The organism is Aminobacterium mobile DSM 12262 (assembly GCF_000526395.1).
GTDB classification, from domain to species: domain Bacteria; phylum Synergistota; class Synergistia; order Synergistales; family Aminobacteriaceae; genus Aminobacterium; species Aminobacterium mobile.
In genome coordinates this window covers 403,935-429,801 of the sequence record NZ_JAFZ01000001.1, presented here as the reverse complement: position 1 = coordinate 429,801, position 25,867 = coordinate 403,935, and the positions used below count along the sequence as shown (strand labels likewise).

General features: G+C 45.3%; 25 protein-coding genes and 1 riboswitch. Of the genes, 13 read left to right on the top strand and 12 right to left on the bottom strand.

Annotation, left to right across the window (positions count from 1 at the left end; all coding sequences use genetic code 11):
* Positions 1–16 precede the first annotated feature (16 nt).
* The 8 genes from K360_RS0102030 to K360_RS11485 form a co-directional block, all read right to left on the bottom strand.
* The gene (locus K360_RS0102030; protein ID WP_024821522.1) at positions 17–1,045 is read right to left on the bottom strand and encodes a sugar kinase; all 1,029 of its coding nucleotides are present in this window, start codon (positions 1,043–1,045) and stop codon (positions 17–19) included.
* 17 nt (positions 1,046–1,062) lie between these two features.
* A complete protein-coding gene (locus tag K360_RS0102025; protein ID WP_024821521.1) occupies positions 1,063–1,725 on the bottom strand; it encodes a bifunctional 2-keto-4-hydroxyglutarate aldolase/2-keto-3-deoxy-6-phosphogluconate aldolase in 663 nt (220 codons plus the stop codon).
* Positions 1,726–1,728: 3 nt separating this feature from the next.
* Positions 1,729–2,514: an IclR family transcriptional regulator gene (locus K360_RS0102020; RefSeq protein ID WP_024821520.1), complete on the bottom strand. Its 786-nt coding sequence runs from the start codon at positions 2,512–2,514 to the stop codon at positions 1,729–1,731.
* Positions 2,515–2,540: 26 nt separating this feature from the next.
* Positions 2,541–3,815: a TRAP transporter large permease gene (locus tag K360_RS0102015; protein ID WP_034326182.1), complete on the bottom strand. Its 1,275-nt coding sequence runs from the start codon at positions 3,813–3,815 to the stop codon at positions 2,541–2,543.
* 1 nt (position 3,816) lies between these two features.
* Positions 3,817–4,305, bottom strand: coding sequence for a TRAP transporter small permease (locus K360_RS0102010; RefSeq protein WP_024821518.1), 489 nt, complete (start codon positions 4,303–4,305; stop codon positions 3,817–3,819).
* Between the two features lie 109 nt (positions 4,306–4,414).
* Positions 4,415–5,416 (bottom strand): TRAP transporter substrate-binding protein, encoded by a 1,002-nt coding sequence (locus K360_RS0102005; RefSeq protein WP_024821517.1) that lies wholly within the window; start codon positions 5,414–5,416, stop codon positions 4,415–4,417.
* Positions 5,417–5,532: 116 nt separating this feature from the next.
* On the bottom strand, positions 5,533–7,011 hold the full coding sequence (locus K360_RS0102000; RefSeq protein WP_034326180.1) for a UxaA family hydrolase: 1,479 nt from the start codon (positions 7,009–7,011) through the stop codon (positions 5,533–5,535).
* A gap of 158 nt (positions 7,012–7,169) precedes the next feature.
* Positions 7,170–7,295, bottom strand: a complete 126-nt coding sequence (locus K360_RS11485; RefSeq protein WP_274532061.1) for a hypothetical protein — start codon at positions 7,293–7,295, stop codon at positions 7,170–7,172.
* Positions 7,296–7,473: 178 nt separating this feature from the next.
* Here K360_RS11485 and K360_RS0101990 point away from each other — a divergent pair, with 178 nt between their 5' ends.
* From K360_RS0101990 to K360_RS0101955, 7 genes are all read left to right on the top strand, one after another.
* Complete coding sequence (locus K360_RS0101990) at positions 7,474–8,286, top strand: phosphate ABC transporter substrate-binding protein (protein ID WP_024821515.1); 813 nt, start codon at positions 7,474–7,476, stop codon at positions 8,284–8,286.
* A 241-nt stretch (positions 8,287–8,527) separates the two neighbouring features.
* A complete protein-coding gene (pstC, locus tag K360_RS0101980) occupies positions 8,528–9,397 on the top strand; it encodes a phosphate ABC transporter permease subunit PstC (protein WP_024821514.1) in 870 nt (289 codons plus the stop codon).
* Entirely contained in the window at positions 9,394–10,245 is an 852-nt protein-coding gene (gene pstA / locus K360_RS0101975) for a phosphate ABC transporter permease PstA (RefSeq protein ID WP_024821513.1), read from the top strand. Before pstC ends, pstA begins: the two co-directional genes overlap by 4 nt.
* A gap of 3 nt (positions 10,246–10,248) precedes the next feature.
* Complete coding sequence (pstB, locus tag K360_RS0101970; RefSeq protein ID WP_024821512.1) at positions 10,249–11,028, top strand: phosphate ABC transporter ATP-binding protein PstB; 780 nt, start codon at positions 10,249–10,251, stop codon at positions 11,026–11,028.
* Positions 11,029–11,066: 38 nt separating this feature from the next.
* Positions 11,067–11,756, top strand: a complete 690-nt coding sequence (gene phoU / locus K360_RS0101965; protein ID WP_024821511.1) for a phosphate signaling complex protein PhoU — start codon at positions 11,067–11,069, stop codon at positions 11,754–11,756.
* 2 nt (positions 11,757–11,758) lie between these two features.
* Positions 11,759–12,460 (top strand): response regulator transcription factor, encoded by a 702-nt coding sequence (locus K360_RS0101960; RefSeq protein WP_024821510.1) that lies wholly within the window; start codon positions 11,759–11,761, stop codon positions 12,458–12,460.
* Positions 12,457–14,208 (top strand): ATP-binding protein, encoded by a 1,752-nt coding sequence (locus K360_RS0101955; RefSeq protein ID WP_024821509.1) that lies wholly within the window; start codon positions 12,457–12,459, stop codon positions 14,206–14,208. The genes K360_RS0101960 and K360_RS0101955 overlap by 4 nt, the downstream gene beginning before the upstream one ends.
* Before the next feature lie 200 nt (positions 14,209–14,408).
* Here the strand turns inward: K360_RS0101955 and K360_RS0101950 are convergent, their stop codons facing one another.
* Both K360_RS0101950 and K360_RS0101945 read right to left on the bottom strand, forming a co-directional pair.
* Positions 14,409–16,424 carry a methyl-accepting chemotaxis protein gene (locus K360_RS0101950; protein ID WP_024821508.1) on the bottom strand — a complete coding sequence of 672 codons (2,016 nt, stop codon included), beginning with the start codon at positions 16,422–16,424 and terminating at the stop codon, positions 14,409–14,411.
* 192 nt (positions 16,425–16,616) lie between these two features.
* A complete protein-coding gene (locus tag K360_RS0101945) occupies positions 16,617–17,168 on the bottom strand; it encodes a folate family ECF transporter S component (RefSeq protein ID WP_245587075.1) in 552 nt (183 codons plus the stop codon).
* Between the two features lie 58 nt (positions 17,169–17,226).
* Positions 17,227–17,325: riboswitch (THF riboswitch) on the bottom strand.
* 663 nt (positions 17,326–17,988) lie between these two features.
* On the opposite strand from K360_RS0101945, the gene K360_RS0101940 reads away from it, so the two are divergent.
* The 6 genes from K360_RS0101940 to K360_RS0101915 all read left to right on the top strand — a co-directional run bounded on the left by K360_RS0101940 (position 17,989) and on the right by K360_RS0101915 (position 23,595).
* On the top strand, positions 17,989–19,212 hold the full coding sequence (locus K360_RS0101940) for an ABC transporter substrate-binding protein (protein ID WP_024821506.1): 1,224 nt from the start codon (positions 17,989–17,991) through the stop codon (positions 19,210–19,212).
* 65 nt (positions 19,213–19,277) lie between these two features.
* Positions 19,278–20,084, top strand: a complete 807-nt coding sequence (locus K360_RS0101935; protein WP_024821505.1) for an ABC transporter ATP-binding protein — start codon at positions 19,278–19,280, stop codon at positions 20,082–20,084.
* Positions 20,078–20,785 (top strand): ABC transporter ATP-binding protein, encoded by a 708-nt coding sequence (locus tag K360_RS0101930; RefSeq protein ID WP_024821504.1) that lies wholly within the window; start codon positions 20,078–20,080, stop codon positions 20,783–20,785. Before K360_RS0101935 ends, K360_RS0101930 begins: the two co-directional genes overlap by 7 nt.
* A gap of 4 nt (positions 20,786–20,789) precedes the next feature.
* Positions 20,790–21,692: a branched-chain amino acid ABC transporter permease gene (locus K360_RS0101925; RefSeq protein ID WP_024821503.1), complete on the top strand. Its 903-nt coding sequence runs from the start codon at positions 20,790–20,792 to the stop codon at positions 21,690–21,692.
* Positions 21,693–21,703: 11 nt separating this feature from the next.
* Positions 21,704–22,720 carry a branched-chain amino acid ABC transporter permease gene (locus tag K360_RS0101920; RefSeq protein ID WP_024821502.1) on the top strand — a complete coding sequence of 339 codons (1,017 nt, stop codon included), beginning with the start codon at positions 21,704–21,706 and terminating at the stop codon, positions 22,718–22,720.
* Between the two features lie 5 nt (positions 22,721–22,725).
* Positions 22,726–23,595, top strand: a complete 870-nt coding sequence (locus tag K360_RS0101915; RefSeq protein WP_024821501.1) for an acetamidase/formamidase family protein — start codon at positions 22,726–22,728, stop codon at positions 23,593–23,595.
* Positions 23,596–23,747: 152 nt separating this feature from the next.
* On the opposite strand, the gene cuyB is transcribed toward K360_RS0101915, so the two are convergent.
* Positions 23,748–24,464 carry a cysteate racemase gene (cuyB, locus tag K360_RS0101910; RefSeq protein WP_024821500.1) on the bottom strand — a complete coding sequence of 239 codons (717 nt, stop codon included), beginning with the start codon at positions 24,462–24,464 and terminating at the stop codon, positions 23,748–23,750.
* Positions 24,465–24,709: 245 nt separating this feature from the next.
* Positions 24,710–25,831, bottom strand: coding sequence for a metallophosphoesterase (locus K360_RS0101905; RefSeq protein WP_024821499.1), 1,122 nt, complete (start codon positions 25,829–25,831; stop codon positions 24,710–24,712).
* Positions 25,832–25,867: the final 36 nt, after the last annotated feature.

The following is a 25,867-nucleotide window of genomic DNA, read 5'->3' as shown; positions in this document are numbered from 1 at the left end:
GATTCCTTTACAGTCTCTAACGCTGAACACGGCCGCTAGCATCTCCGCCGGCGAGAGTCATAACATCATCAACAGAAACGCGATTGAAATCGCCATAGATCGTATGCTTTAATGCTGATGCCGCTACAGCAAACTCCAGAGCTTCCTGAGGCGTATCAAAGTGGTTCAAGCCATAGATAAGGCCGGAACCAAAAGAGTCTCCTCCTCCAATACGATCTACAATGTGGCGAATCTCATATTTGCGGCTTACATACACTTCCCCGCGCTCAGCTAAAAGAGCCGACCAATTATTCCAATCAGCGCTTATGCTTTCACGAAGACTCACCGCTAAATATTTCACTCCAGGGAAGAGGGTGAGCATTTTCTGGCTCAACGCTCTATATTTAGCTACATCAAGAGAGCCAGAAGTTACATCAATATCTGCCTCTATCCCCAGGCATTTCTGGCAATCCTCTTCATTGGCAATAACCACGTCTACATATTTCATAAGTTCGGGCATAACTTCAAGGGGTTTCTTGCCCCACTTCCAAAGTTTTTTTCGATAGTTCAAGTCGCAAGAAACAGTAATTCCCTTCTCCTTGCATTTTTTCAGCGCTTCAAGAGTTACTGCTGCTGTTCCCTCAGCAATAGCAGGAGTAATGCCTGTTACGTGAAACCATGCAGCTTCTTCAAGAATCTCATCCCAATCAAAATCTCCAGGTTTCACCTCTGCAATGGCAGAATGAGAACGATCATAAATAACCTTTGAAGGTCTCATACACGACCCCGTCTCCGTAAAATAAAGCCCAAGTCTTTCCCCGCTTCTACGTATAAAACGAGTGTCCACTCCGAAGCTGCGAAGTTCATGCATCACTCCATCTCCAAGAGGATTCTTTGGGACAGCTGTAACAAAAGCCGCATCCTCTCCGTAATTTGAAAGAGCCACAGCTACATTAGCCTCCGCACCACCAAAGGTGGCAACAAAGCGAGGCGTCTGTAAAATTTTTTCGTGATCTGGCGGGGTGAGCCGCAGCATAATTTCACCAAATGTAATAAACTTCGCCATAACAAACCATTCCTTTCTTATTTCATAGAACCTCGAATCCGGGCAATCTCTTTCAAAACTTTTTCTGTAGCCTCGCAAACAGCTTCGTAGCTTCCGTCTGATCCCGCTGGTTTTGTTAAAGCGCTACCAAGCCCAACAGCAAAAGCTCCAGCTTTAAACCATTCTTCCAAATTATCAAGAGACACTCCCCCTACGGGCATGATATGAGCATAGGGAACAGGGCCATGAACTGCCTTGATAAATTTTGGCCCCAATACACTTCCTGGGAATGCTTTCACTACATCTACACCAAGCTCTAGAGCCCGCATGAGCTCTGTAACTGTTCCAATGCCCGGTATTGCTGGAAGGCCATACCGATTACAGGTTTGAACCACCTCTTGATGTAAACTTTGGGAAACTATAAACTCGGCACCATTTACAACACACATTCGAGCCGTGGCTTCATCCACCACAGTACCAGCTCCAATAAAACAGTCATTTTCTCTGTGCCGTTCTACAGCTGTACGCATAATGTTAAGAGCTCCTGGAAACGTCATAGAAACTTCTATAGCCTTAAGGCCGCCATGAAACATGGCATCTGCCATCTCTATTCCCTTTTCCACACTTTCTGTACGAATAATGCCTACGATCCCCTGTTCCTGAACCGCAGAAAGGACTTCATATTTTCGAAGATACTCCACTTGCTACGCCTCCTTGTTTCCTTCCATATGTCGTCGACTAATACGCAAAGAAATCTTCGCCGTTTCCTGTGCCAGCTTTCGTCCCACTACCGATGCTTTCTTATCATCGAATCGATAGGCAGGTGCCGATACACTTACAGCTCCAATAGGATATCCATTCCCATCTACAACCGGAGCTGCTACACAACGAATGCCCTCCTCGTTTTCTTGTATCTCCTCGCTATATCCCAGCGATTTATATTGCTTCAAAAGCTCTTTAAGTCTGTCTGGATCTGTTATCGTATTCGGAGTACGTCTCTCTAAAACATTTTTTGCTAAATAGTCATCGAGTTGATTAGAGGGGAGGGCAAAGAGAATCGCCTTTCCACCAGCAGTACTATAGAGAGGCAACTCTACTCCTACCTGCGAACGCATCACTAACGGGCTCGGGCTTTCAAGCTTTTCAAGATAGTAGGCTCGGCCATTTTCAAAGACAAAAAGGTGTATGGTCTCTCCAGAATAGTCTCGCATCCCTTCCAAAATATTTCTCGACATCTCAAGCAACCCAGACCGACGATTATAGGCAGCTGACCACTTCACCACAGCCGGACCTATTTGATAACGCCCACGAGAGTTTTTTAAAAGGACATTGCTATCCTGCAGAGTAGAAAGAATTCGATATGCTGTTGTTTTTGATAGCCCTGTTGCTTTCGCAATTTCAGTAAGACCTGCAGGCTCACTACGGTCCGAAAGGTCTTCTAAAATTGAAATTGCCTTTTGCAATACAAGCACTTTATCTTTCTGTGCCATACACCGTCACCTCTCTTACCTTCCCACTACATAAAAGAAGGCAACCATAAAACTAGCTGTGGGACGTACGTTACCAACAACACCACTATAAAAAGAGCGATGTACATTGGCCACAGAGATTTTACGAGATCGCCTAAAGAAATTTTTGAAATAGAGTTCGTAACATATAAAACAGTTCCTACAGGAGGAGTAATAAGCCCTACGCACAAGTTTGTTACCATGATGATCCCAAAATGGATATCATCAATCCCATATGACCGGCATACGGGTAAGAGAATAGGAACAAGTAAAAACAGGGCCGGAGTGAGGTCAATAACCATCCCCACCAAAAAGAGGAGGATATTGAGAATCAGCAAAAAAGTCATTTTATTCTCAGTTATATTCATAATAACATTCGTAAGGAGCTGTGGAACCTGAGCTACAGCCAAAAACCATGTCAAAGCCATAGCAGAAGCACAAACCAGCATAACAACGCCAGTATTCAAAGCAGCACTCTTTAAAATTTCAGGATATGCCGACCACTTAACGTCATACTGAAAATAAGACACAATCACAGCATAAATTACAGCCACAGCGCCAGCCTCTGTAGCAGTAAAAATCCCCCCAAGGATGCCGCCAAGAATAATAACGGGAAGAATCAATGCCCAAATAGTCTTTTTAAAAACTCCTAAAAACTCCTTGAATCCAACTTTTTCGCTGAGTGGGTAGTTCCGTTTCTTCGATATCACGTACGATACAAACAAAAGAGCTATACCAATCAGTATTCCAGGAATAGCCCCGCCAAGGAAAAGCTTAGCGATGGAAATCTGCGCGATAGACCCTAAGATAATCATGGGAACACTTGGAGGAATAATGGGGCCGATCACTGATGATGCTGCTGTAATAGCTGCGGAGAAGTTCTTGTCGTATCCTCCATTTTCCATCATAGGCATTTCAAGAGACCCTAAGGCTGCCGCATCAGCAACTGCGGAACCGCTAATACCTGCGAAGAGCATACTCGCTATAACATTAACATAGGCCAATCCGCCACGAACGCGGCCAACAAGGGCGTTAGCGAACATAAGGATATCGTGAACCAAACCTGCTTTGTTCATAATCTCCCCAGCCAACATAAAGAAAGGGATTGCTAAAAGAGTATAAACATCGACTCCAGTTATCATCCGACGAGCCAAAACCATAGGCTCCAAAGTTCCAGTAACAAGCATCAGAATTAACGCGGCTAAACCAATACCGAAACCAATGGGAACACCAACAATGGTAAATCCCATCAACGATCCAAGAAAAGCCAATAGCACTCCCATCTTAGGCTTCCTCCAATTCTTCAGGCGCCCATATACAAACAAGCTGACGGGCCATCTCTAACAGCATCATAATAGTGGCTACCGGTACTGCTGCATATTGCCACGCTACAGAAATAACCAGTATTGACGTTTTTTGCACATAGACTTTAGAGACATAATCAATGCCTCCCTTAAGAAGGAAAAGCAAAAAAACAACGATAAGGACATCTATAGCCGTCTGTAAAATTTTTCCGTTAACGCCTTGACATCGCTCCGATAAAGCATCGAAGGCTGGATGAAGACCAATTCTCAACCCCGAAGCTATCGCCATAAAAGACATCCACACAAAAGCCAAACGACTGACTTCATCCACCCACGGGAAAGCCATATAAAAGAACCTGAAAATTACGTTCGTAAATACAGATAACACCATAACAACTAGCATCGTAATCGCAAGTCCATCAGCAATACGGTACATGAGCTCGTACAGAGCCATGGCCATTTTTTTCATATGAGAACAAGCTCCTCTCACCTAATAATTCAAACCACGGGCTTTGATCTTTATTTCATGGCAAGGGAAGGCCCCTTTAGGCCTCCCCCTGCTAAAAAACAGATGTATTCTATTTCTCGAATTTCTTCCCGATCTCTCGAATCTCATTAACAAAAGGTTCTGCCTCGGGACAGCTTTTTATGTAATTAGCAATAATAGGCTGGGCGCTTTCGACAAAAGGTTTCAAATCGGGGTATGTAACTTCAAGACCCTTGTCGATAGTCTTCTGAAGAACATCTTTCTCCTGTTCTTTCGTTAGACGGGTAATTTCTGCAATGGAAGCTTTGGTAGCATCCATAACGATAGACTGTTCCTCTACGGAAAGTTTGTCCCAAACCTTTTGGTTAACAACAAAATACTGGAAACCGAAAATATGGTTGGTCATAGCAACATACTTTTGCACATCATACCAGCCAGAGAAATAAGAGGTCATCAAGGGGTTATCCTGTCCATGTACAACTCCCTGCTGCAAAGCCGTAAAGACCTCGCTCATGGGCATAACAACTGTGCTGAACCCAAAGCCCTGCATTAGTTTAATAATAACTTCACCCTGCCATACCCGCATTTTAATACCCTTACAATCTTCAATGGAATTGATAGGTTTTTTATTATTAGAAACAACTCTGAATCCTCTCGGGAAAGCGCCGAGAATTTTAACTCCCAGAGGTTTAAGACTTTCGTAAATCTTCTCCCCTATAGGGCCATTAAAAACAGCATCAGCATGCTCATAGCTGTTAAACATATACGGGAGCTGAAGTAATTTAAAAAGATCCACCGTATTCTCCCAAAGATTGCCTGTCAGAGCCATCTCAATGGTTCCCAACTGAACTCCCTCTACAAACTCCTGCTCTGCACCGAGCTGGCTATTAGGGAAAATCTGGACTTTAAGAGACCCGTTGCTCTTGCTTTCTATCTGCGCTTTAAACACATCATTAAGAACTTGGTTGGCTGGATGATCTACAGGAAAGTAGTTGGCAATTTTGAGAGTCGTTGCCGCCAATGCAAAACCTGAAAAAGCCACCGTTAAAATTGTTGCCAGCATAGCTATACGCATAAAACGCTTCGTATTCACTCCAAACAGCCTCCTTAAACGGTATTAAATATGCACCAACGTAACCCATACGTCACCGAGTACACCTATTGCCGTTTTCTCCCCCTCCCCCATCCCCCTTCTTCTCGAGTATTCTTTTAAAGAATGACTCCGTTTTTAAATAAACCAATCTCCCCAACTTTGAGACGTTCATTACAAGTAGATCGGCCATTGGCAACGTCAATCACCATGGTAACAAGGCGAGAAAGCGCATTATCCCAACCTTCGCCTTCGAGGAGATTTCCTGCATTAAAATCAATCCAACGGTGTTTTTTTTCGTAGAGAGCGGTATTTGTCGCTATTTTTATGGAAGGAATCACAGAACTGTAAGGAGTTCCACGACCTGTTGTAAAAAGGGTTAAAACAGCACCACTTATGGCGAGAGATGTTACGGAAACAGGATCGTTCCCAGGGCTAAAAACAATAGCAACTCCTGGGCGTGTCGCTCTCTCGCCATACCATAAAACATCAGTGACAGGTCCTGACCCTGTTTTTTCCACAGCCCCCAAAGATTTTTCTTCGAGGGTCGTAATGCCACCAACTTTATTTCCTGGAGAAGGATTTTCGTATACAGGTTGGTTGTAAGAAGTAAAATAATTTTTAAACCAATGGATCATCTCTACAAAACTGTTAAACACTGATTCTTCCTCGATACGAGATGTAATTGCTTCTTCGGCCCCAAACATTTCGGGAATTTCTGTAGCTAAAGTTGTTCCCCCCCAGAAAGAGAGATAATCAGTGAAAAGACCTACAAGTGGGTTCGCCGTAAGGCTCGAAAAAGCATCGCTTCCCCCGCATTTCACCCCTACTACGAGATCGGAAAGAGGGCATTCTGTTCGCGTACGAACAGAGTTTTCAGCGAGGAAATCAAGCCTGGGGAAAAGGGCCCTTTCGTCATCAGCTTCATCTTGAAGTACGGTATATGCCACATTTGGGTGATGTGACATACGCTCTTTAAGGTAGGAAATCTGGAGATTCTCACACCCCATGCCTACAAATAAAACACCAGCGGCATTTGGATTAAAAGCCAAGCTGGAGAGGGCTCGAAGCGTATATTCAAAATCGTCGCCTAACTGGGAGCAACCATAGGGATGTGCTAATACTCTTACGTTTTCTATCCATGGAGCCGGACTATAGCGAGGAATAAGGGTTCGAAGCAAATCATTGATACAGCTGACAGTGGGAATAACCCATAGCTCATTTCGTATGCCCACTCCATATTTCCCTCGCCGATACCCCATAAAGGATCGTTGGGGAATTTTCGTCTTCAATGACGGGGAGCAATATTTCCATTGAGGCGTCCATTCAACTTCCAGGGCGGAGGTAAGGTTATGCGTATGAATCCATCCACCTTTATAAATCCTTTGTATGGCTCGCCCTATAGAACAGCCATATTTAAATACTGTCTCGCCCGATTCTATTTGTGTTAAAGCTACCTTATGACCTGCAGGAATATTTTCTTTCAACTCTATTTGAAAACCATCCAAAAGGCGTAGGGTATCCCCCTTTGCTCCATCCTCCGTTAGAACTGCAACAGAATCATTGCATCCTAATTTTAATCCACGGATATTTCCCATGCAGACATCCTCCTATTCCGCATTCCGGATAACCTAACCGTAATACGAACCGCAATTACTTCTTTATATTAAGCCATGTTCTTCCCTAAAAAGCAATAAGATGAAGTGTATCCTCTTGCTTTTAAAGGAAAGTGAAAGTATAAACGTAATATATGGGTTTATTTCCCCTTCATCTTCTCTTCTTGCTCTTTAATGTATCCTCTTGCCATACTCCACCCAAGCGCCCCTACATAATCTTTTGCCGAGCGCCCCTGTTCAAAGCTAGCGTTCTTTATCCTAGCCATCTGTATCGGGGCTCAAGCTGGCTCTTGATAAGTTTTATCGCGTCTACTCGAGAAATTTATATGACGTTTCACTTTTACATTCTTGTTACAATGATGAAATACCTCTGTTACATCAGGCCTCTATACTATGAACTGTCAAAACAAAATCTTGACGAGAACATAAGGAGGTCTTCTGAAAATGAAAAAAGCAGGTGTCGTCATAGGACTTTTAACCGCGTTTTTCATGAGCGGTGTCGCTTTCGCAACAGAGCTAGTGCTCAAAGGTTCTACCACTGTTCTTCCCATCGCCCAATCCGCAGCGGAGAAATACATGTCAAGTCATCCTGACGTAAGCATAACGGTCTCAGGTGGAGGGAGTGGAAACGGCATCAAAGCCATTATTGATGGCACTACTGACGTAGCAAACTCCTCCAGATTCATTAAAAATGAAGAAGTAAAGGCCGCTGTAGAAAAAGGAGCCTATCCTGTACCTTTCGCCATAGCTATGGATGCGCTCATACCTATCGTTCACCCCTCAAACCCGCTAGAAAACTTTACTATTGAACAGCTGAAAAAAATATATACGGGAGACATCAAGAACTGGAAGGAACTCGGCGGACCAGATAAGCCTATTGCCGTCGTAAGCCGGGACACGAGTTCCGGAACCTACGAAACATGGGAAGAGAAAGTGCTTCACAAGGAGAGAGTGGACAAAAGAGCCCTTGTCGTCGCTTCAAACGGAGCAATGGTGCAGACTGTAGCTAAAAACCCAAACGCCATTGGATATATCGGCCTTGGATATCTCAACAACTCGGTAAAGAGTATACGCGTTAACGAAATAGCCGGGACAATAGAAAACGCTCTTGACGGAACCTACCCCATCTCAAGGTACCTCTACATGTTCACTCGCGGCTGGCCAGAAGGAGCCTCACTCAACTTCATCAACTTCGTACTCAGCAGCGAGGGGCAGAAAATCGTCGCCGAATCGGGATTTGTCCCCCTTCGATACTAAATAAAGCGCAAAATCAGCAATAGCGAAACAACCTCCTAGGAACCGGGCTACCAGAACCTAGAAGCCCCCCTTCAAGGAATTCGCCCATCCTCCCATGGGCGAATTCCTGCTCGCAAAAGTATAGGGAGGAAGGAGCGTATTTGTTCTACTGATTAATGATTAAGAGAGAAAACGAGAAACATGTGTTAGGAAAGGAAACATGGACACTACTACTTATAGAAAAAGAGGATATGTGATGTACATGAAAAAAGAAAATATACCTTTTATGGTTATAGCCGTCGTCTCCTCTATAGGCATTTTTATTATGCTATTTATTCTGTTCTTCCTGATCAAGGAAGGACTTCCTGTATTAAAATCAGTCTCACTCAAAGGAATTCTTACGGGAACAGACTGGTATCCCACAGAAACTCCCCCAGCCTTAGGTATGCTATCTCTCATTGTAGGGACTATCACCGTTACTATTCTTTCATCCGTGTTGGCTCTCCCTATAAGTCTTTTTATCGCCATTTTTATTTCAGAAATAGCCTCGCAGAGAGCCCGTTCTTTTCTAAAACCCATCCTTGAGCTTCTTGGTTTCCTTCCATCCATTATTTTGGGCTTTCTGGGTATGGTGGTTATAGCTCCGTGGCTTCAGGAACGGTTCAATATCCTTTCCGGTCTTAACCTTTTCAATGCCTCTCTCTTATTGGGGATCCTCATTATCCCTATTGTAGGGTCACTTGCGGAAGAAGCCCTTTCCGCAGTTCCAAAAGAACTTCGAGATGCTTCTTTCGCATTAGGAGCCACCCGTTGGGAAACTATCAGCAAAGTGGTTTTTCCCGCAGCCCTTCCCGGCATTCTATCAGCATGTCTTTTAGGCATTATGAGAGGCATGGGTGAAACCATGGTAGTTCTCATGGCCGCTGGAGGAGCAGCTCTTGTCCCCCTATCACTTTTTGACCCCGTAAGGCCCCTCACATCCACAATAGCCACAGAAATGGGAGAAACTCCTGTGGGTTCACCGCACTACCATGCTCTTTTTTTTGCCGGCCTTATTTTATTGTGTATCACGCTGGCCATTAATATTCTCTCGAGCTGGATAGAGAATAAGAGGAAGGTGCAGGCTTCATGAATCGTCGAAAACTCTTCAACACATTCATGACTCTTCTTCTCTGGAGTTCCATTACGACTATGGTAATTTTACTTCTCTCCATCATTGCTTTTATTTTTGTAAATGGAGTTCAGGCCCTCTCCTGGGAGTTTATAACGGAACCCCCAAGGGAAAATATGACTCGAGGAGGCATCAGTACCCCCCTTATAGGCACGTTACAGTTAGTGGTTGTCTCTATGCTTTTTGCTCTGCCGGTAGGAATCGCAACAGGCCTTTATCTATCGGAATACTCGAAGAAAAATAAATTTACATTTCTGATCCGTCTGGCTATCCGTTCCCTCGCTGGAGTTCCATCTGTTGTTTTTGGCCTCTTCGGCCTCTCTCTCTTCGTTATTCTTCTAGGTTTCGGCTCATCATTGCTCTCAGCAGGCCTCACTCTTGGATGCTTGGCCTTGCCTCTTATTGTTACTGCGTCAGAACAAGCCTTTCAGGCAGTACCCAAAGACTTCCGAGAAGCTTCATACGCTCTCGGGGCCACTAAGTGGCAAACCATCAGAAAGGTTGTTTTCCCAGCTGCTTCGTCCACAATTATTACAGGGGCCATACTCAGTATTGGGCGGGTCGCCGGAGAAACAGCTCCCATTATTTTTACCGGAGCCGCCTATTTCACGCCTAACGTGGCCCAAAGTCTTTTCGATGAAGTCATGGCTCTGCCTTATCACATTATGGTTCTCGCTACAGAAGGGACAGATATTACACTCACTCGCCCCATCCAGTACGGAACAGTGCTTGTCCTCTTAGCCCTTGTTCTCGGAATGAGTGCTGTGGGAGTCATGATGCGAGCCCGCCTCAGACAAAGGGGGCAATAGTTTATGGACAAGGAGTCGGTATCCATGAATAGACCTCAACTTATTGTTTCAGATTTAAACCTTTACTACGGTGACTATAAAGTTTTAAAAAATATCAATATGGAAATATATGGGAAGACCGTTACAGCCCTTATCGGCCCCTCTGGATGCGGGAAAAGCAGCTTCCTTCGCTGCCTCAATCGAATGAACGATTTTATAGCCGAAGCTAGAATTGAGGGACAAATCTATCTGGATAATACCAATATATACTCAGGCGACACTGACGTCATAGCTCTTCGACGCCGGGTAGGAATGGTGTTTCAGAAACCTAACCCTTTCCCCATGTCTATTTACGATAATGTGGCTTACGGTCCTCGCATCCATGGAGTAAAAAACAGAGATCATCTTGACGAAATAGTAGAACAAAGTCTTCGCGGAGCCGCTCTCTGGGCTGAGGTAAAAGACAAATTAAAAACATCTGGACTCGGCCTTTCTGGAGGCCAACAACAGCGTCTCTGCATTGCCCGGGCCATTGCCACAGAACCTGACGTTCTCCTCATGGACGAACCCACAAGCGCTCTCGATCCCATGGCCACAGCCCGTATCGAGGAACTTGTACGAACCCTCAAAGAAAGATACACTGTCATTATTGTGACGCATAATATGCAGCAAGCCGCTCGAATATCGGATTACACTGCATTTTTTCTTACAGGGGATCTTGTAGAATACGGGAAGACCCCCAAACTCTTCACATCGCCAGAGGATAAACGCACAGAAGACTACATCACTGGTCGATTCGGCTAAAAGGAATCTGATCTTTTCTGGAAGGAAGTGACAAGTCTATGGATCAAATCAATACAAGAAGACAACTCGAAACGGATCTTACAGAACTTATACGAATGCTCACTCGACTGGGGAAAATGTCTGAAGAATCTCTCACCAGATCTGTTTGGGCTCTAAAGAATCAGAACGCAGCCGTGGCTCGCGAAATTATTAACCGAGATGACGCAATAGATGATCTCGCAGCAGAACTTGATATGGCTTGCATGCAATTCACTGCTCGTTTTCAGCCACTCGGAGAAGATTTACGTGCTGTTTCTTCCATTATGCACATGGCGGTAGACCTGGAAAGAGTAGGAGATTATGCCACCAACATCGCAAAAGCCGCCATTGAAGTAGCCGATAAAGAGCTTATGAAGCCTCTCATCGATATCCCCCGAATGGTAGACATTCTCTCTGAAATGTTGGAAAAGACCTTAGAAGCCTTGGAATCTAAAAACGAAGCTACGGCTATTCGCGTTTTCCCTTTAGACGACCTTATTGACGACCTTGAAAAACAGATTATGCGCGAATTACTTCTGCTCATGATGGAACGCCCCCAACGTATAGAGCAGGCAACGCTACTTCTCAACGTGGCGAGAACTCTGGAGCGAGCAGGAGATCACATTACGAATATAGCAGAACGGGTCATTTACATTATTACCGGGAAGACCGTTAAAGCCTCCACATACCGCAGGCCAAAGGAGCGATAAGGGTGAATGGACAGCGTATTCTTGTAGTAGATGATGAGAAAGGAATTCAAGAAATAGTTTCTCAAGCCTTAAAACGCCGTGGATATGACACCCTTAATGCCGCAGACGGAGATACGGCTCTTGATATGGCTTTTACAGCCAAGCCAGATCTTATTATCCTTGACCTCATGCTTCCTCGAATGGATGGGTGGGAAGTCTGTCGTCGTCTGAAAAGCAACAAAGAAACGGCCTCTATCCCCATTATTATGCTCACCGCCCGTCGAGAGGAAACAGACGTAGTGGAAGGTCTAGACCTCGGGGCAGATGATTATATTAAAAAGCCTTTTTCCCTTGCTGAATTAACAGCTCGAGTGGGGGCCATTTTGCGCCGTGTCCAAATAGCAGATGAGAGCCGACAAAGAGTGGAGGAAGGAGATTTGATTCTTGATTTCGAAAGTCAGACAGCAATCTTGCGGCAGTCACTTCTCGACCTCAGCCCCACAGAATTTCGTATCCTCGAACTCTTGGCCCGGCGTTTTGGACGCACTGTCTCCAGAGACGAAATGCTCGGCCGGATTTGGAACCTCTATGGAGGAGATACGCGAACTGTAGACGTCCATATTTCACGACTTCGTAAAAAAATCGAGGACGGAAGAGAACCCGCCCTCACTATACAGACCCTTCGAAGTCGCGGCTATCGCCTCACCTGGGAGAAACAATCATGAATACCCTCAAGGGAAAAGTAACCGCGGTGCTTACCCTCGTCACCGTTTTGGCTTTCATAATAAGCTGGTTTCTCGTTTCGAGCATTATGAAAGAGCGGCTTATTTCTGATGCCATAGACAGGCTGTCGAGACATACCGCCGCCATAACACAAGTAATAGAAGATAACGGATACTCCGCCTTTCAACGAAACCTTCAACAGTGGTCGGATATTTTCGGAAGCCGCATCTCTATTATCAACCAGGATGGGCGGGTAATCCTCGATAGCGCAACAGATGCGGAAACCCTTGATAACCATAAAGGAAGACCGGAAATACGTCAGGCAACTAAAGAGGGGCTAGGCAGCACCACTCGTTACAGCCATTCTCTCAAGGCCTATATGGTCTATCTGGCACGAAAATTTTTCTTCAACGACAAAACATACTTCATACGCATGGCCTATCCTCTTACAACCCTCAAAGAAACAATTTTTCAGGCCAAACTGCAATTTCTCTCGTATATTATCATCATTGCCTTTCTGATTATTATGGTTGGTTTCTGGATCGTCCGACGTTTTTTCACTCCTCTGGAACGTATTATTGCAACAGCACATACTATTTCAGAGGACAAAGATGTCCGTTTTCCTCTCATGGCAGATCCGGAACTTCAACGTCTTTCCGAATCTCTGCAAACAATGTCGTCTCGTCTAAAAAACGCTCTGGAAGACCTTGGGAAAGAGAGAGACACTCTTTCTCGTATTATCGCAGCCTTGCCTGTAGGAGTCATTCTCCTCGATAATGACAATCGGCTTCGCTATTCCAACACTATAGCCCAAACATTGCTGGGGATCAGAACCACTATGACTCCAGGCCAACCTATAGAACGTTTTCTCACGTTGGCGGAACTGTACCCCCTGCTCCAAGAGGCAAAAGAAGGAAAAGAACAGACAATTAAAGCAGAAATGCCCGAACAAGAAGGCCGCCATTTAAGCATTTATGCTCGTCAAACTGGCAGTGGTCCGCTCCTGGTTATTGCCGACCTTACAGAGGAAATTCGACTTGAGCAGGCTCGACGAGATTTTATTGCCGATGCGGGACATGAGCTTCAGACCCCCCTTACCACTATTCGTGCTACCGCTGAATTTTTACAGGAAGAGTACGAACAAAACGAAGAAATAGGACGCTATCTCGATTCCATTATTCATCAACAGGAGCGCATGACCAGCCTTGTGGACGATCTGCTCCTCCTCTCTCGGCTGGAAAGCGAGCCCCCCTCAGAAAAGGAGGAAGAATTGGACCTTTCTCGCCTCCTTCAATCTCTCACAGAAGAAGGCCGAAATCATCCATTAGCCGAATATATCTCCATACAAACAGATCTCCCCGAAAGGGCGTTGATAATGGGGCGAGCACAGGATCTCTCTCGAGCCATCCGAAACATTCTTGATAACGCTATAAAATATGTTCGAGAGAAATTCGGGACAGAAAAAGGAGGGGAGATCTCTGTCTCTCTTTCCCATCAAGAAGGATGGTGGATTCTTCAGATAGAAGATAACGGCATTGGAATTTCCCAGGAAACTGCCGCTTTCATCTTCGAACGATTTCGCCGTGGCGACTCTCACAGAGCTAGAGGACAATGGGGCTCTGGTGGGTATGGTCTTGGATTAGCTATTGCCAAAAGAATTCTTACAGCCCATGGAGGAAATATAGCTCTCGTCACGGCGAATGGAGAAAAAACACTATTTGAAATAAAGCTCCCCACTCAAAAAAATTAAGCATATAAAAATCTCTGAGCCTTGTCTATTAGAGGAGACAAGGCTCAGAGACATTTCTAAACAGCACGTGCGCTCGAACCATACGTATGTAGAGCCCTCGTTGCGGCAACCACGCAGGATATCTTAAACGGAACCTGCGCTTGGGGCATACGCATACCGAGACTTCATTGCAGAGACTGCGCGGGCATTTTAAACAATACCTACGCTTGAACCATAAGCCCCTTCTGATCTTCCAATTTAAATTCTTCCATAATGTTCTGAGTCTCTTCTGCCTGAGAAGACAACTTCTGAGCTTCTACAGCCAATTGTTCCCCTGCCCGAGCTGTATCTTCAAAGGCTTGACTGATCTGATGGACAGTTTCCAGCAGTTCCTGGATACGCCGGGTAGATTCGTCAGTACTCTGCCTTAGATTTTGGGCCTCTGTTGCCTGGCCGTGAGACAATGTCACTATATTCTGCACTGCTTCGTTAATCTGAGGCAGCATAGCGCTTGTCTCCCCTACAGCTGTCTGGGTTCCCTCTATACGCTGAGATGCCTCTTGAAGAATGCCCACCATCGCTTCTGCAGCATCATTTGTCCTGCCAGTATCAGCCACTATTACATCGGTAATGGAGCGAACTTGCTGAGCCGCCTCTGCAGATTCTTCTGCGAGTTTTCGGACCTCTTCAGCCACAACAGCGAACCCACGACCGGCCTCCCCTGCTCTAGCCGCTTCTATAGCAGCATTCAACGCTAAAAGGTTTGTCTGATCAGCAATTTTAGTGATAGTTTCCACAAAAATTTTTACTTTGCCAATAGAATCTAATAACTGACGTGAAGCTTCACCATTCACCCTTGCCTGATGCACTGCATTATCTATATTTTGCACAACAGAAGAACTTAACCCTCTCACTTTTTCAGTAAGAGATGCCGCCTGTTCTGTCAACGACGCTATTTGTTGGGTTTCTTTTGCCACATCTTGAGCTGTCTCTTCCGAAGAGTGAACCACTTTTGAAACGGAAGTAGCCGCCTGAAGGATAGAGTGAATGGCTTGCTCTGCCTCATCTACAGAAGCTTTCACTTCTTCCATGGAAGCAGATGTCTCCTCGGAAAGGGCACCAAGAGTCTGTGAACTATCTAAAGTTTGTCGAGCCTGGCGGCGACCTATAGTCATAGCATTCCCCAACGAGTCCACCATCTTGTTTAGCTCCATGGCGATCATGCTCATCTCATCATTCCCTTTTGTAAGGCACCGAATAGCCAGGTTTTTCTGACCTAATTTCTTTACATCAGATGTCAACATATCTACAGAACGGTTGATCCCCACAGAAATCCACCTTAAAACAAGCAAAAGAAGCAAAAAAATACCGCCAGCAATATAAAGTAGCTGACGAGTAATAGCTCCGACTTGAGTTTTTATCGTCGATGTGGGGAAGGTAATGCCCAATGAAAAACCATGGCGGGTGGGGGCAAAAAATGCGTACTGCTCCACTCCATCCTGTATAAACTTATCCATTCCAGAGCTCCCGTTAATCATGCGATTGGCTATATCTCGAAGAGATTGGGGAAATTGAAGATGAGTCGCCATATTGGCCTTCATAACATCTTCTTTATGAAAACTTGCCATCACCAATCCTTCAGGGGTTAAGAGAAAACCCGACCCCTCCCCCGCAATTTTCAAGCCAGCAACAAAATCACTTAAAGTAGAAATGTCGACATCACATCCAACGACCCCGATTAATTTAGGTCCCTCATAGACTGGAGTTGCCGCTGTAGTCACTACATTGCCAGTGATAGAATCAATGTATGGGCGGGTAAAAATAGTATTTTTTTCTTCCAATGCCTGCTTGTACCACGGCCTTTCGCGAGGATCCCACCCATCTGGCGGAACCCAATCGCCACCTACAATAAAACGCCCGTCATCTTCCGTCCCCAAATACACCGCCATAACTCCATCCTTTGCCATTTTCTTCGTCATCTCTTCCAAAGCAGGCTTTAAAATAGAATCAAGGCGATAAGATTGCTCTGCAGCAGAGGCTGCCGCATCCATAAAATTCTCGTATTTCTCAAAAAAAGATCCCACAATTTGAGCATCAGCCGCGATGATCTCCATACCAGATGCTTCAAGGTAACGAACAAAAAAACGCTCACTTCTTCTGTTCACGACAAACAGCGCCATGGAAAAGAGAATAAGGACACAAATACTGACGCCTAACAGTTTTTTTCGAATGGTCAATATTATTTCCCCTCCCCCCAAAAGGTTTAAATTTTACAACTATTGTATATCATCTTTCTTTTAAACATTAAATATATTTGGGTTCGTATAATGCATCCACTTTCCCACAAAAAAAGAGCCGTTTTTTAAAACGGCTCTTTTCACGATCAAATGGACGTTTTTAACTGGCTCCTTGTCTTAAGCCTTCGTTTTTTATCCAAAGGCAATAGACATTCTTCTCGCTATACTCTTCACCAAAAAAGCATAAAGGGGGATCTGAATTACCTGAGTCTGGATACGAGGGATCATAGTAACTATCATTGGCACTCCATAAAGAGACTGCATAAAATAGGGAACCAGCAACACCGCCGTGATGGTCTGCCCCACTGCCAGCCCCACAAGAAGCTGCCAGAAGGCGTAGTCTCCCTTGGTATGAAAACACTTCAAGACCAAGGGGGGGATAATCCCTGTAAGTGCTGCTGTAAGAGTGAAATGGGGCATATACGGCCCCATAGGATTGATCCAGAATCCAATAGCGTCCCCTAGCGCCCCTACAACCCCTCCTGCACGGGGTCCCATATAAACCCCAGCAAAAACCACAGGCAACGCGCCAAAACCAATTCGTACCATTTCCACACCAGCCATGGGAACTCGAATACTCGCAATACGGGTTAGCACAATATTCAAAGCTACGAGGAGAGAGATATAGACAATTTCCTGAGTTGAAGAGCGATACTTAAACAAATTGCCTTGCTGTTTTTTCAAAAACGAACGCCTCCTTTATGGGCAGGTCTGCCACATCAAAGGAGTAACGTATCGATGTGGCAGCGAACGCGGCGGCCTACCGCAAGCTGGTGAAAGCTTTTCGTCTCAGGGCAACGTCCCATCCCTAAGCACTTAACGCAAAGTCGCCTACTCTGCCAAAATGTTTTTCCATTCTACCATAAGAACTACAATATCCCGAGGCTAGTAAAGCATATGCTTCGCAAACGAAAGTGTTTAAATTTGACAAAACGTCTTCCTTATTTATACTGTATGTATATTTAAAAGTTGGGAATTTATTTTTTATGTTTTTGACTCTTATTCTCAATATAACTTCATTTTGAAAGCGAGGTTTTTTCAATGCAGCGCTGGTTCTGTCTTTTACAAGCAGCGGATATAGCCTTTCCCAGCATGTTAAGCGTGTTTTCGCAGCAGAAATCGCTACAGAAGAAGCTGTGGAATTTTTGTGTTCACCCTCTACTGGTTTCCCAAGATTGTTTTTCCTCTTTCAAATTAGCAACAACTTCATTTATCCAGCTCTCTCTTTCAACAACTACTACTCACACTACCACATGCACGTACACAACAAGCACGTGTGTCTCTCTGTCAACATCAACCCGATAGTTCCTGTTTTTACTTTATAACGTTAAAGAGTCTTTCTAATAAATTACGAGTTTTACTGTGTTGTTTCATAACAAAAGTTTCTCGTATGTAAGCACTCTAAATTATTTTTCTGTTTACCAATAAAAAGTTTTGCTGGGCGACGTCAGCAAAAGCTATGTCATAAGCTATACACACATACTCTCATGGAGGTGCATTCAGTATGAAGGGAAGAAACATTCGCAAGATTTTGTCGCTATTCTTTGTTCTCACGTTTTTTGTCGCATCGGCAACTATAGCCAGTGCAGAGGAAGGTCCTATTGTCATTGGCTCTATATGGAGCCAGGTAGGGATTGCAGCTCCCTTGGGGCAAGCCGGCCTTCGCGGAACTCAGCTTGCTGTAAAACTTGCTAACGAGCAAGGAGGTGTTATCGGTCATAAACTAGAGCTCAAAAACATTGACGGACAGAGCGACACCACGGTTATTTCAAATGCCGCTATCCGTTTGGTGGAAGAGAGCAAAGTAATAGCTGCATGTGGACTGACCGATGACTCTCTTGTATCTGCTGCCGGCCCCATTTTCCAAGAAGGAAAAACCGTGTTCCTTGACGGTACGGCTACAACGCCAACTATTCCCAGCATTGGAGATTTTATCTTCATGACTCCCTTTGGAGATAACTATCAGGGGCAAGCTGTAGCTAAATATTGCGCCCATACCCTGGGATGGAAAAAAGTAGCTGTTATTTGGGACAATGCCAGCGCTTATAGTACCGACCTCTCAAATTTCTTTATGGATGCTTTCAAAGCCTACACCAAAGATGACGCGGCGATTGCACATCAGGAAATCTATCAAACTGGCGACGTAAACTTTACGGCCCAGCTCACTCGCCTAAAAACAGTCATAGAGAAAGAAAAGATTGAAGGCATCGTTATTACGCCCCCATTCCCACAAGATGGGCCTATTATCGCAAAACAGGCAGAAAAACTCGGCATCAAGCTTCCTATAGTTCTTACCGACGGTGCTGACGACCAGAGCGTTGTAGAGGTAGGTGGACCCTCTATAGAGGGTGCCATTGTCTCTACCCACTTTGCAGCAGAATATCCTCTTACGGAAAATGCCAAGAAATTTGTGGAGGCTTACAGAGCGGAATACAACAACGAGCCCGGCGCTTTTGAGTGCCTCGGTTTCGACGCCGTCAATATTATGCTGGAATCCATTGAAACCATCGGGAAAGAAAAATGGGATTCCATGTCTCTTGAAGAACAGAGAGTAGCTTTGAGAGATACAATTCAAAGCCACAAGTTCGTAAAAACCACCATGCCTATTTCGTATCCAGATCCCCAAATGGTGAAGTATCCGAGAGTTCCTCTGAAACCAGTCGTCTTTAAAGAGTTCAAGGGCGGACAGAGAGTCTATAAAGACATAATCTACCCGGAAGATCTATAAAAACATCTCTGGCAGAGGCTGGAACACAGCCTCTGCCTATTCATAATACGTCTGGAGCTGATGGTATGCTGAACATTCAAAATTTGACAAAAAGCTTTGGCGGACTTCGAGCTGTGGACAGTCTAAGCTTCCAACTTGAGCAGGGGGAGCTTTTAGGCCTCATCGGTCCCAACGGAGCCGGTAAAACCACAGTATTCAACCTTCTTACCGGAGTCCTGAAAGTTACATCGGGGACAGTAGAACTCGATGGAGAAAATATAACCAACAATCCACCTCACCGCATTACGGCCAAAGGCATCGTGCGCACTTTTCAAAACCTTCGGCTCATGAAGGGACTATCCCTTCTGGAGAATATGAAAATCGCCTTTCATCTCTCTTTGCGCTATAGCTTCAAAGACGCTTTTTTCTTCACTTCAAAATATAAAAAAGAGGAAAAGCGAATAGAAGAGAAAATACATCACGTCCTTGGGCTGTTGAATATGGACCAATATGCCGCCACTGTCATAGACGACCTGCCTTACGGTATTCAAAAGAAGGCAGAATTGGCCCGAGCTCTCCTCTTCGAACCCAAAGTGCTTCTTCTTGACGAGCCAGCTGCCGGTCTTAACCCTGCTGAGGCCGACGAAATAATTCGCATTATCCGCATGATTCATTCGGAATCCCCAATGGGCATTATTATTGTAGAACACAACATGAAAGTGGTTATGGGAATTAGTGAGCGGATCATTGTAATGAACCAAGGTGCTCTCATTGCTCAAGGAACCCCCTCTGAAGTTCAAAACAACGAGAAGGTTATCACTGCCTATCTCGGGCAAAAAGCTTGGAAAAAGCAGGCTGTCTGTGCCGAAAAGAAGGGGGAAGCAGCATGTTAAAGCTCAATCACATTATTGCAGGCTATGGAAAGGCCGAAGTCCTTCACGACATTAACCTGGAGGTAAAAGAAGGAGAGGTTGTAGCCCTTGTAGGACCCAACGGGGCAGGAAAAACTACGACCATTCGATGTATTACCGGTGAACTTTCCGTAACAAAAGGTACTATTCTCTACAAAGGCAAAGACATCACATCCTTACCTCCCTATAAGATAGTACCTCTCGGCATCGGATGTTCCCCTGAAGGCCGTAATATTTTCGGGAACCTCTCTGTCTATGAAAATCTAAAAATGGGAGGGTACCTTCTCAAAGAAAAGGCATTGTATCAAGAACAGCTGGAATGGGTCTACCAACTGTTTCCCAAACTCTGGGACCGGCGAGATCAGCTGGCAGAATCTCTCAGCGGAGGGGAACAACAAATGCTGGCTATAGGAAGAGCGGTTATGACCAGCCCCCAACTGCTTCTTCTCGACGAGCCATCCCTCGGCCTTGCACCAGTTGTAGTGGATCAGATCTACGAAAAAATAGAGGAAATCAGCCAGCAGGGATCATCAATCCTGCTTGTGGAGCAAAATGTACGACTCGCCCTCGAAATATCCTCCCGGGCCTATGTTATGGAAAGCGGGCAAATACACTTATCTGGCGATAGCGCCAGCCTTGCAAAAGATTCCTACGTAGAAGAAACCTATCTGGGGGTGAGATAACATTATGGGTGTGCTCTACTTTTTTCAGCAGCTTATTAACGGCCTTTCCTATGGCAGTATTTTAGCCCTCCTAGCCATTGGCTACACTATGATATACGGAATTTTGGGGCTTATAAACTTTGCCCATGGAGAGATATTCATGATCGGAGCTTTCTGCTCCTATCTTTTGATTATGAATGCTGCCGCCTCCTTCTGGACAGGGCTCATAGGAGCCATAGGGGGAGCCGTACTAGCCGGACTCCTCATCGAAAAGCTGGTTTACGACCCCTGTTTGAAAAAAAGCCCTGAGGTCCTTACCGTCTTCATTGCCTCTTTCGGAGCATCTCTCGGACTTCGAAATATCTTCGTTATGATCTTCGGCGATGGACGGAGAGCCTTCCCTACTCCAGAATTTCTTGAGGGTATTATCGTCACGAAAAGCGGATTGTTCCTCAATGTAAAAGACCTCTGGATCCTCGCTATAACCGGCATACTCCTGATCTCTGTCACTCTCTTTATAAAATATACAAAGGTCGGGACAGCCATGAGAGCTATCGCCTATGACCCCAACGCAGCAATGCTTGTAGGCGTCAATAGCGCGACATTGGTGCTTTTGGCTTTCACTATCGGATCAGGGCTTGCGGGCATATCGGCAGTATCCTATGGGATCAGTTTTGGAATTGTGAATCCGAGCATGGGGTATATTATCGGCCTCAACGGTTTTATAGCCGCAGTTCTGGGGGGCATCGGCAACATACCTGGAGCCGCTATAGCAGGATACATTATAGGCCTCGGAGAGGTGCTTTTCGTTGCCTTTCTTCCTCCTGCATGGTCAGCGATACGTCCACTCTTTGTGTGGGCACTTCTCTTTTTGATTCTCTTCATCAAACCATCTGGTCTCTTTAGACCTAACATTAAGATAGAGTAGGGGGCGAAGATATGAATAAGAAAACTACAACTATCCTCGGTTCGTTGATCCTTCTCGGCATCCTTCTCCTCCTCGCCAACACATTTCTGAGGGGATACTACCTTCGACTGGTTATTTTACTGGCCGTTACCTGTATCGTTGCTCTAGGGGTCAACATCACTAATGGCTATACAAACATATTCTCTCTCGGATTCGGCGGAACCATGATGGTAGCCGGCTATGCCACAGCTATCCTGACTCTGCCTCCAGCCTATAAAAAGGCAGTGCTTCACCTTCCTCTTTGGCTGGAACAAATTCAGGTAGCCTTTCCCCTGGCCCTTCTCATCGCAGGAATTTTGGCGGTTATAGCCAGCGTTATATTATTACTCCCCGCTTTCCGTCTCGAAGGACAGTATTTTATTCTCGCTTCTATGGGAATTAATATAGTTATGGGGAACTTGGCAGAAAATCTGCGCGGGATTACTCACGGAGACATGGGGCTTCGAAATATTCCTGCCTTCACCAACATATGGTGGGCCTATGGTATCCTTCTTGTGGTTATTTACGCCACCCATCGCCTCGTCAACTCTCGTTTCGGTCGTGGATTAATTGCCATATCAAAGGATCAGGAACTCGCGAGCGTCATGGGCGTTCCCGTAGTACGATATAAAATAATGTCTTTCGCCATTGGAAGTTTCATTACGGGCATTGGTGCCGCTTTATGGGTACATCTTGTCCTCACCATGAACCCCAAGGCTTTTAGTCTTGTCTATGTTTTCCAGTTAGTGGCCATGCTCGCTATAGGGGGCATTGGAACCATCTCAGGCCCTCTTATCGGGACAGCTATTCTTACTATTGGAACAGAGCTATTAGCTCCGCTCCAAGAAGGTTTTACATGTATGGGGCTCTCTATTCCGCCTGTTTTTGGCCTCGTAAACGTTTTAATGGCAGTGCTTTTAGTGATCATTATGATCTTCAAGCCTCGAGGCCTTATGAACGGTCGAGAAGTATGGAGCATACTCAATCCCCCTAAAAAAGGAGGGCAATAAAAGATATGGAACATCATATTAAAAGAGATCAGGTCATCTATGCTATGTCGAACTCTCATGAAGCCGTAAAGCGCGTTCAGCCTGGCGACCGAATTGTATTTGAAACAGAAGACTGTTTCAGCCATAAGATTACACTGCCGGAACACCGTCTTTCCTCTGACTTTGACTACTCCATTGTCAATCCAGCTACCGGCCCAATATGGGTAGAGGGGGCAGAACCTGGAGATGTGCTTGTAATCCGAATAGAAAAGATAGAACTGGACACGCAAGGAGTAGTGGAACTCTTCCCCGGATGGGGGCCTCTGGGAGATAAAGTTACAGAAAGCCATACAGAAATCGTCTCTATTCAAAAGGGGAAAGGGCACTTCTGCGGTCTGGAACTACCTCTTCGCCCCATGATAGGCGTTATTGGAGTAGCTCCCGCAGAAGGAGAAATAGCCTGTGGTATCCCTGGCACCCATGGCGGGAATCTAGACACTATTCAGATGACTGAGGGGGCTACTTTACGGCTTCCAATATATGTCCCCGGAGGAAAACTTGCTCTCGGCGACCTCCATGCCATTATGGGGGATGGAGAAGTCTGTGGAACGGGAGTAGAAATTAGAGGAGAAGTGACCCTCACTGTAGAACTGGAAAAAGGCAGGAGGCTCATCACCCCCCTATTAGAAAATAAAGATGCCTACTTTGTTCTGGCCAGCGCCCAAGCTTTGGAAGAGGCCACTCGCATAGCGCTAGACGAAGCTGTGACCCTCATTTGCGAAAAGAGAGGAATGACGTGGGAACGGGCGTATATGTTTGCAAGCATTGCCTGCGATCTGCACATCAGCCAAGTTGTAAATCCTCTCAAAACAGTTAAAGTCCGGATCCCTAAATAAAGAGAGAGAAAGCAAGGGGTTAGGAAAACACAACAAAGACTAGGCTCCTATCATTACCATTGTTTATGATTGGGAAAGAAATTTCTGCAAGGGAAGCCCCCAACACGCCTGTGTCAGGGGCTTCTTTTTCATTTTTTATCGAAATCGACTATCTATTTATTCTCGCTATAAAGCTCTCGCAAACAAGCCTCTGTTAAAGCTCCGAGGCTTGAAATCATTCCCTCTTCAGGTAGATCAGAAGCGTCATAGGCCAGGGGCAACTCCGTACATGCAGCTACAATAGGAACATGTCTCTCCTTCCATAGCCTCTCTACAACCCCTTGCAGCAATATCCCTCCCTCACGGAGGCGATTTGCTTTTACTAAAACAATGCTTTCCTGAACCTTTTCCTGATCTTCGTCAGTAGGGAAAAAGAAAGGATACCCTACTTTTTCTGCATAACGCTCGTACATACCGCTCTGTTTAGTGCCGCTGGTGGCCAGCAACCATGCTCCTTCAGAGCTCCGTTCAGCAGCTAGGCCCACTGTAGCCTCTACAATATGAATCAAAGGCACTGGCAATTCTTTTCGAAATGTGTCGATAAAAAAATGAGCGGTGTTGCAAGGGACAGCCAGAACTTGTGCACCCCATTGAACCAACGAGAGCAACCCCTCTTTCAAAAAGGGCGTAGGGTCTTCTCCCCTGCCTAAAATAGCACTACTGCGGTCTGGAATCTGCGGATTCGACAGAACATAGAGCTTCGGATGTTCCTGATCACTTCTCGCCGGAGCCTTTATGGCTAAAAGCCGCAAAAATTCCGCTGTAGCAGCCGGCCCCATTCCACCAAGGACACCAAGAATTTTGGAAGGCACTTTCACTGAAGAGTTCATTATGTCACGTCCTTACTTTGAGGTAAAAACATACTCCTTATGTCATAAATTATACCCTTCACTCAATAAATACGTAATTTCCCCTATTTATATTCCCGTAAAAGTGACGGGGTCTCATTGGCACGTTTCTACTAATATATAGTCACACAGCATCGCAACGGTATCAAGTACCAATCCTCCTGTTGTGTGTGCCCTATGAGTCAAATAATCTCCCTTTTCTGCAGAGGCCTCTCCCCCAGGGGCCTCTACTTTTTTTGTATATGAATAACGGTAATTTCAGGGGTGGCAAAAAGACGCATGGGAGGCCCCCATGTTCCAGCCCCAGTTGTCACCACTAGCATATTGCCCCTCGGGAGTTCATGAAGACCAGATGTCATAGGATAAATCAATGTTGTAATAAAATTGAAAGGCCAAATCTGCCCCCCATGCACGTGACCAGAAAGCTGTAGGTCGTAAAAGCCCAAGGTCTCTTCACGCACAAGAGGTTGATGTTTCAAAAGCACACAAAACTTGTCACGGGGTATTTCTGCCAATAATTTATATTCCGTCGCATGCACTTCTTCAACCATAGATACAGCAGGGTCATTCACTCCCGCCAATATAACAGGTCCAACGTCCACCCATTCATTTCGAAGAAGGCGAAAACCTGCCTCTTCCGTAAAAGCCACAGACTGTTTTAATCCCGCATAGACCTCGTGATTGCCAATAACTCCGAACTTCCCCAACGGAGGAGACAGGCGATGGAAAATCTCTATATCCCCCACTCTTCCGTTCATCTGCCCATCTACAATATCTCCTGTAGAAACCACTACGTGAGGATCTTCACCTATCGCAAGATCTATTATCTTCGATAATCGTTTCTCCCGAACAAGTAAGCCTAAATGAATATCAGAGATGTGAACAATCTTGAGGACAGGCCACTCTGGCGGTAGTTTATCGCTCTCTATTACAATATGGCGAGGATGAATATCGAGAGCCTCTCTATAGGCCCACCAACAAGTTCCAATGGATAGAAAAATTATCCCTATTCCAATCCATCGGATTCCCCAATCACTCAGAGGATACCGAGCAAACCACAAAATAAAACGAAGCAAAATAAGCCCTAACAAACCGCAAAAAGAAAGGAATATAAAACCCATCCATACATACCCTACCCACGCCAGGGCATGACGCAAAATGCTCCCGCCAATCTTTTCGCCAAGACGTAGTATAAGAGGGCAAGCCACCATAAAAGCACCCCAAAGAGAGAGAACTAAAACTCCCCACCCTCTCAGAGAAAAAATTCTAGCCGTAAAAGACAGGACATACCACGTCATGACACCGTAAATCGCTAGGTAAAAAGAAATCACGATCCAAAAACGTGTCATAATATCCCTCCAAAGCTAGAGTTTTTTTCTAACCGC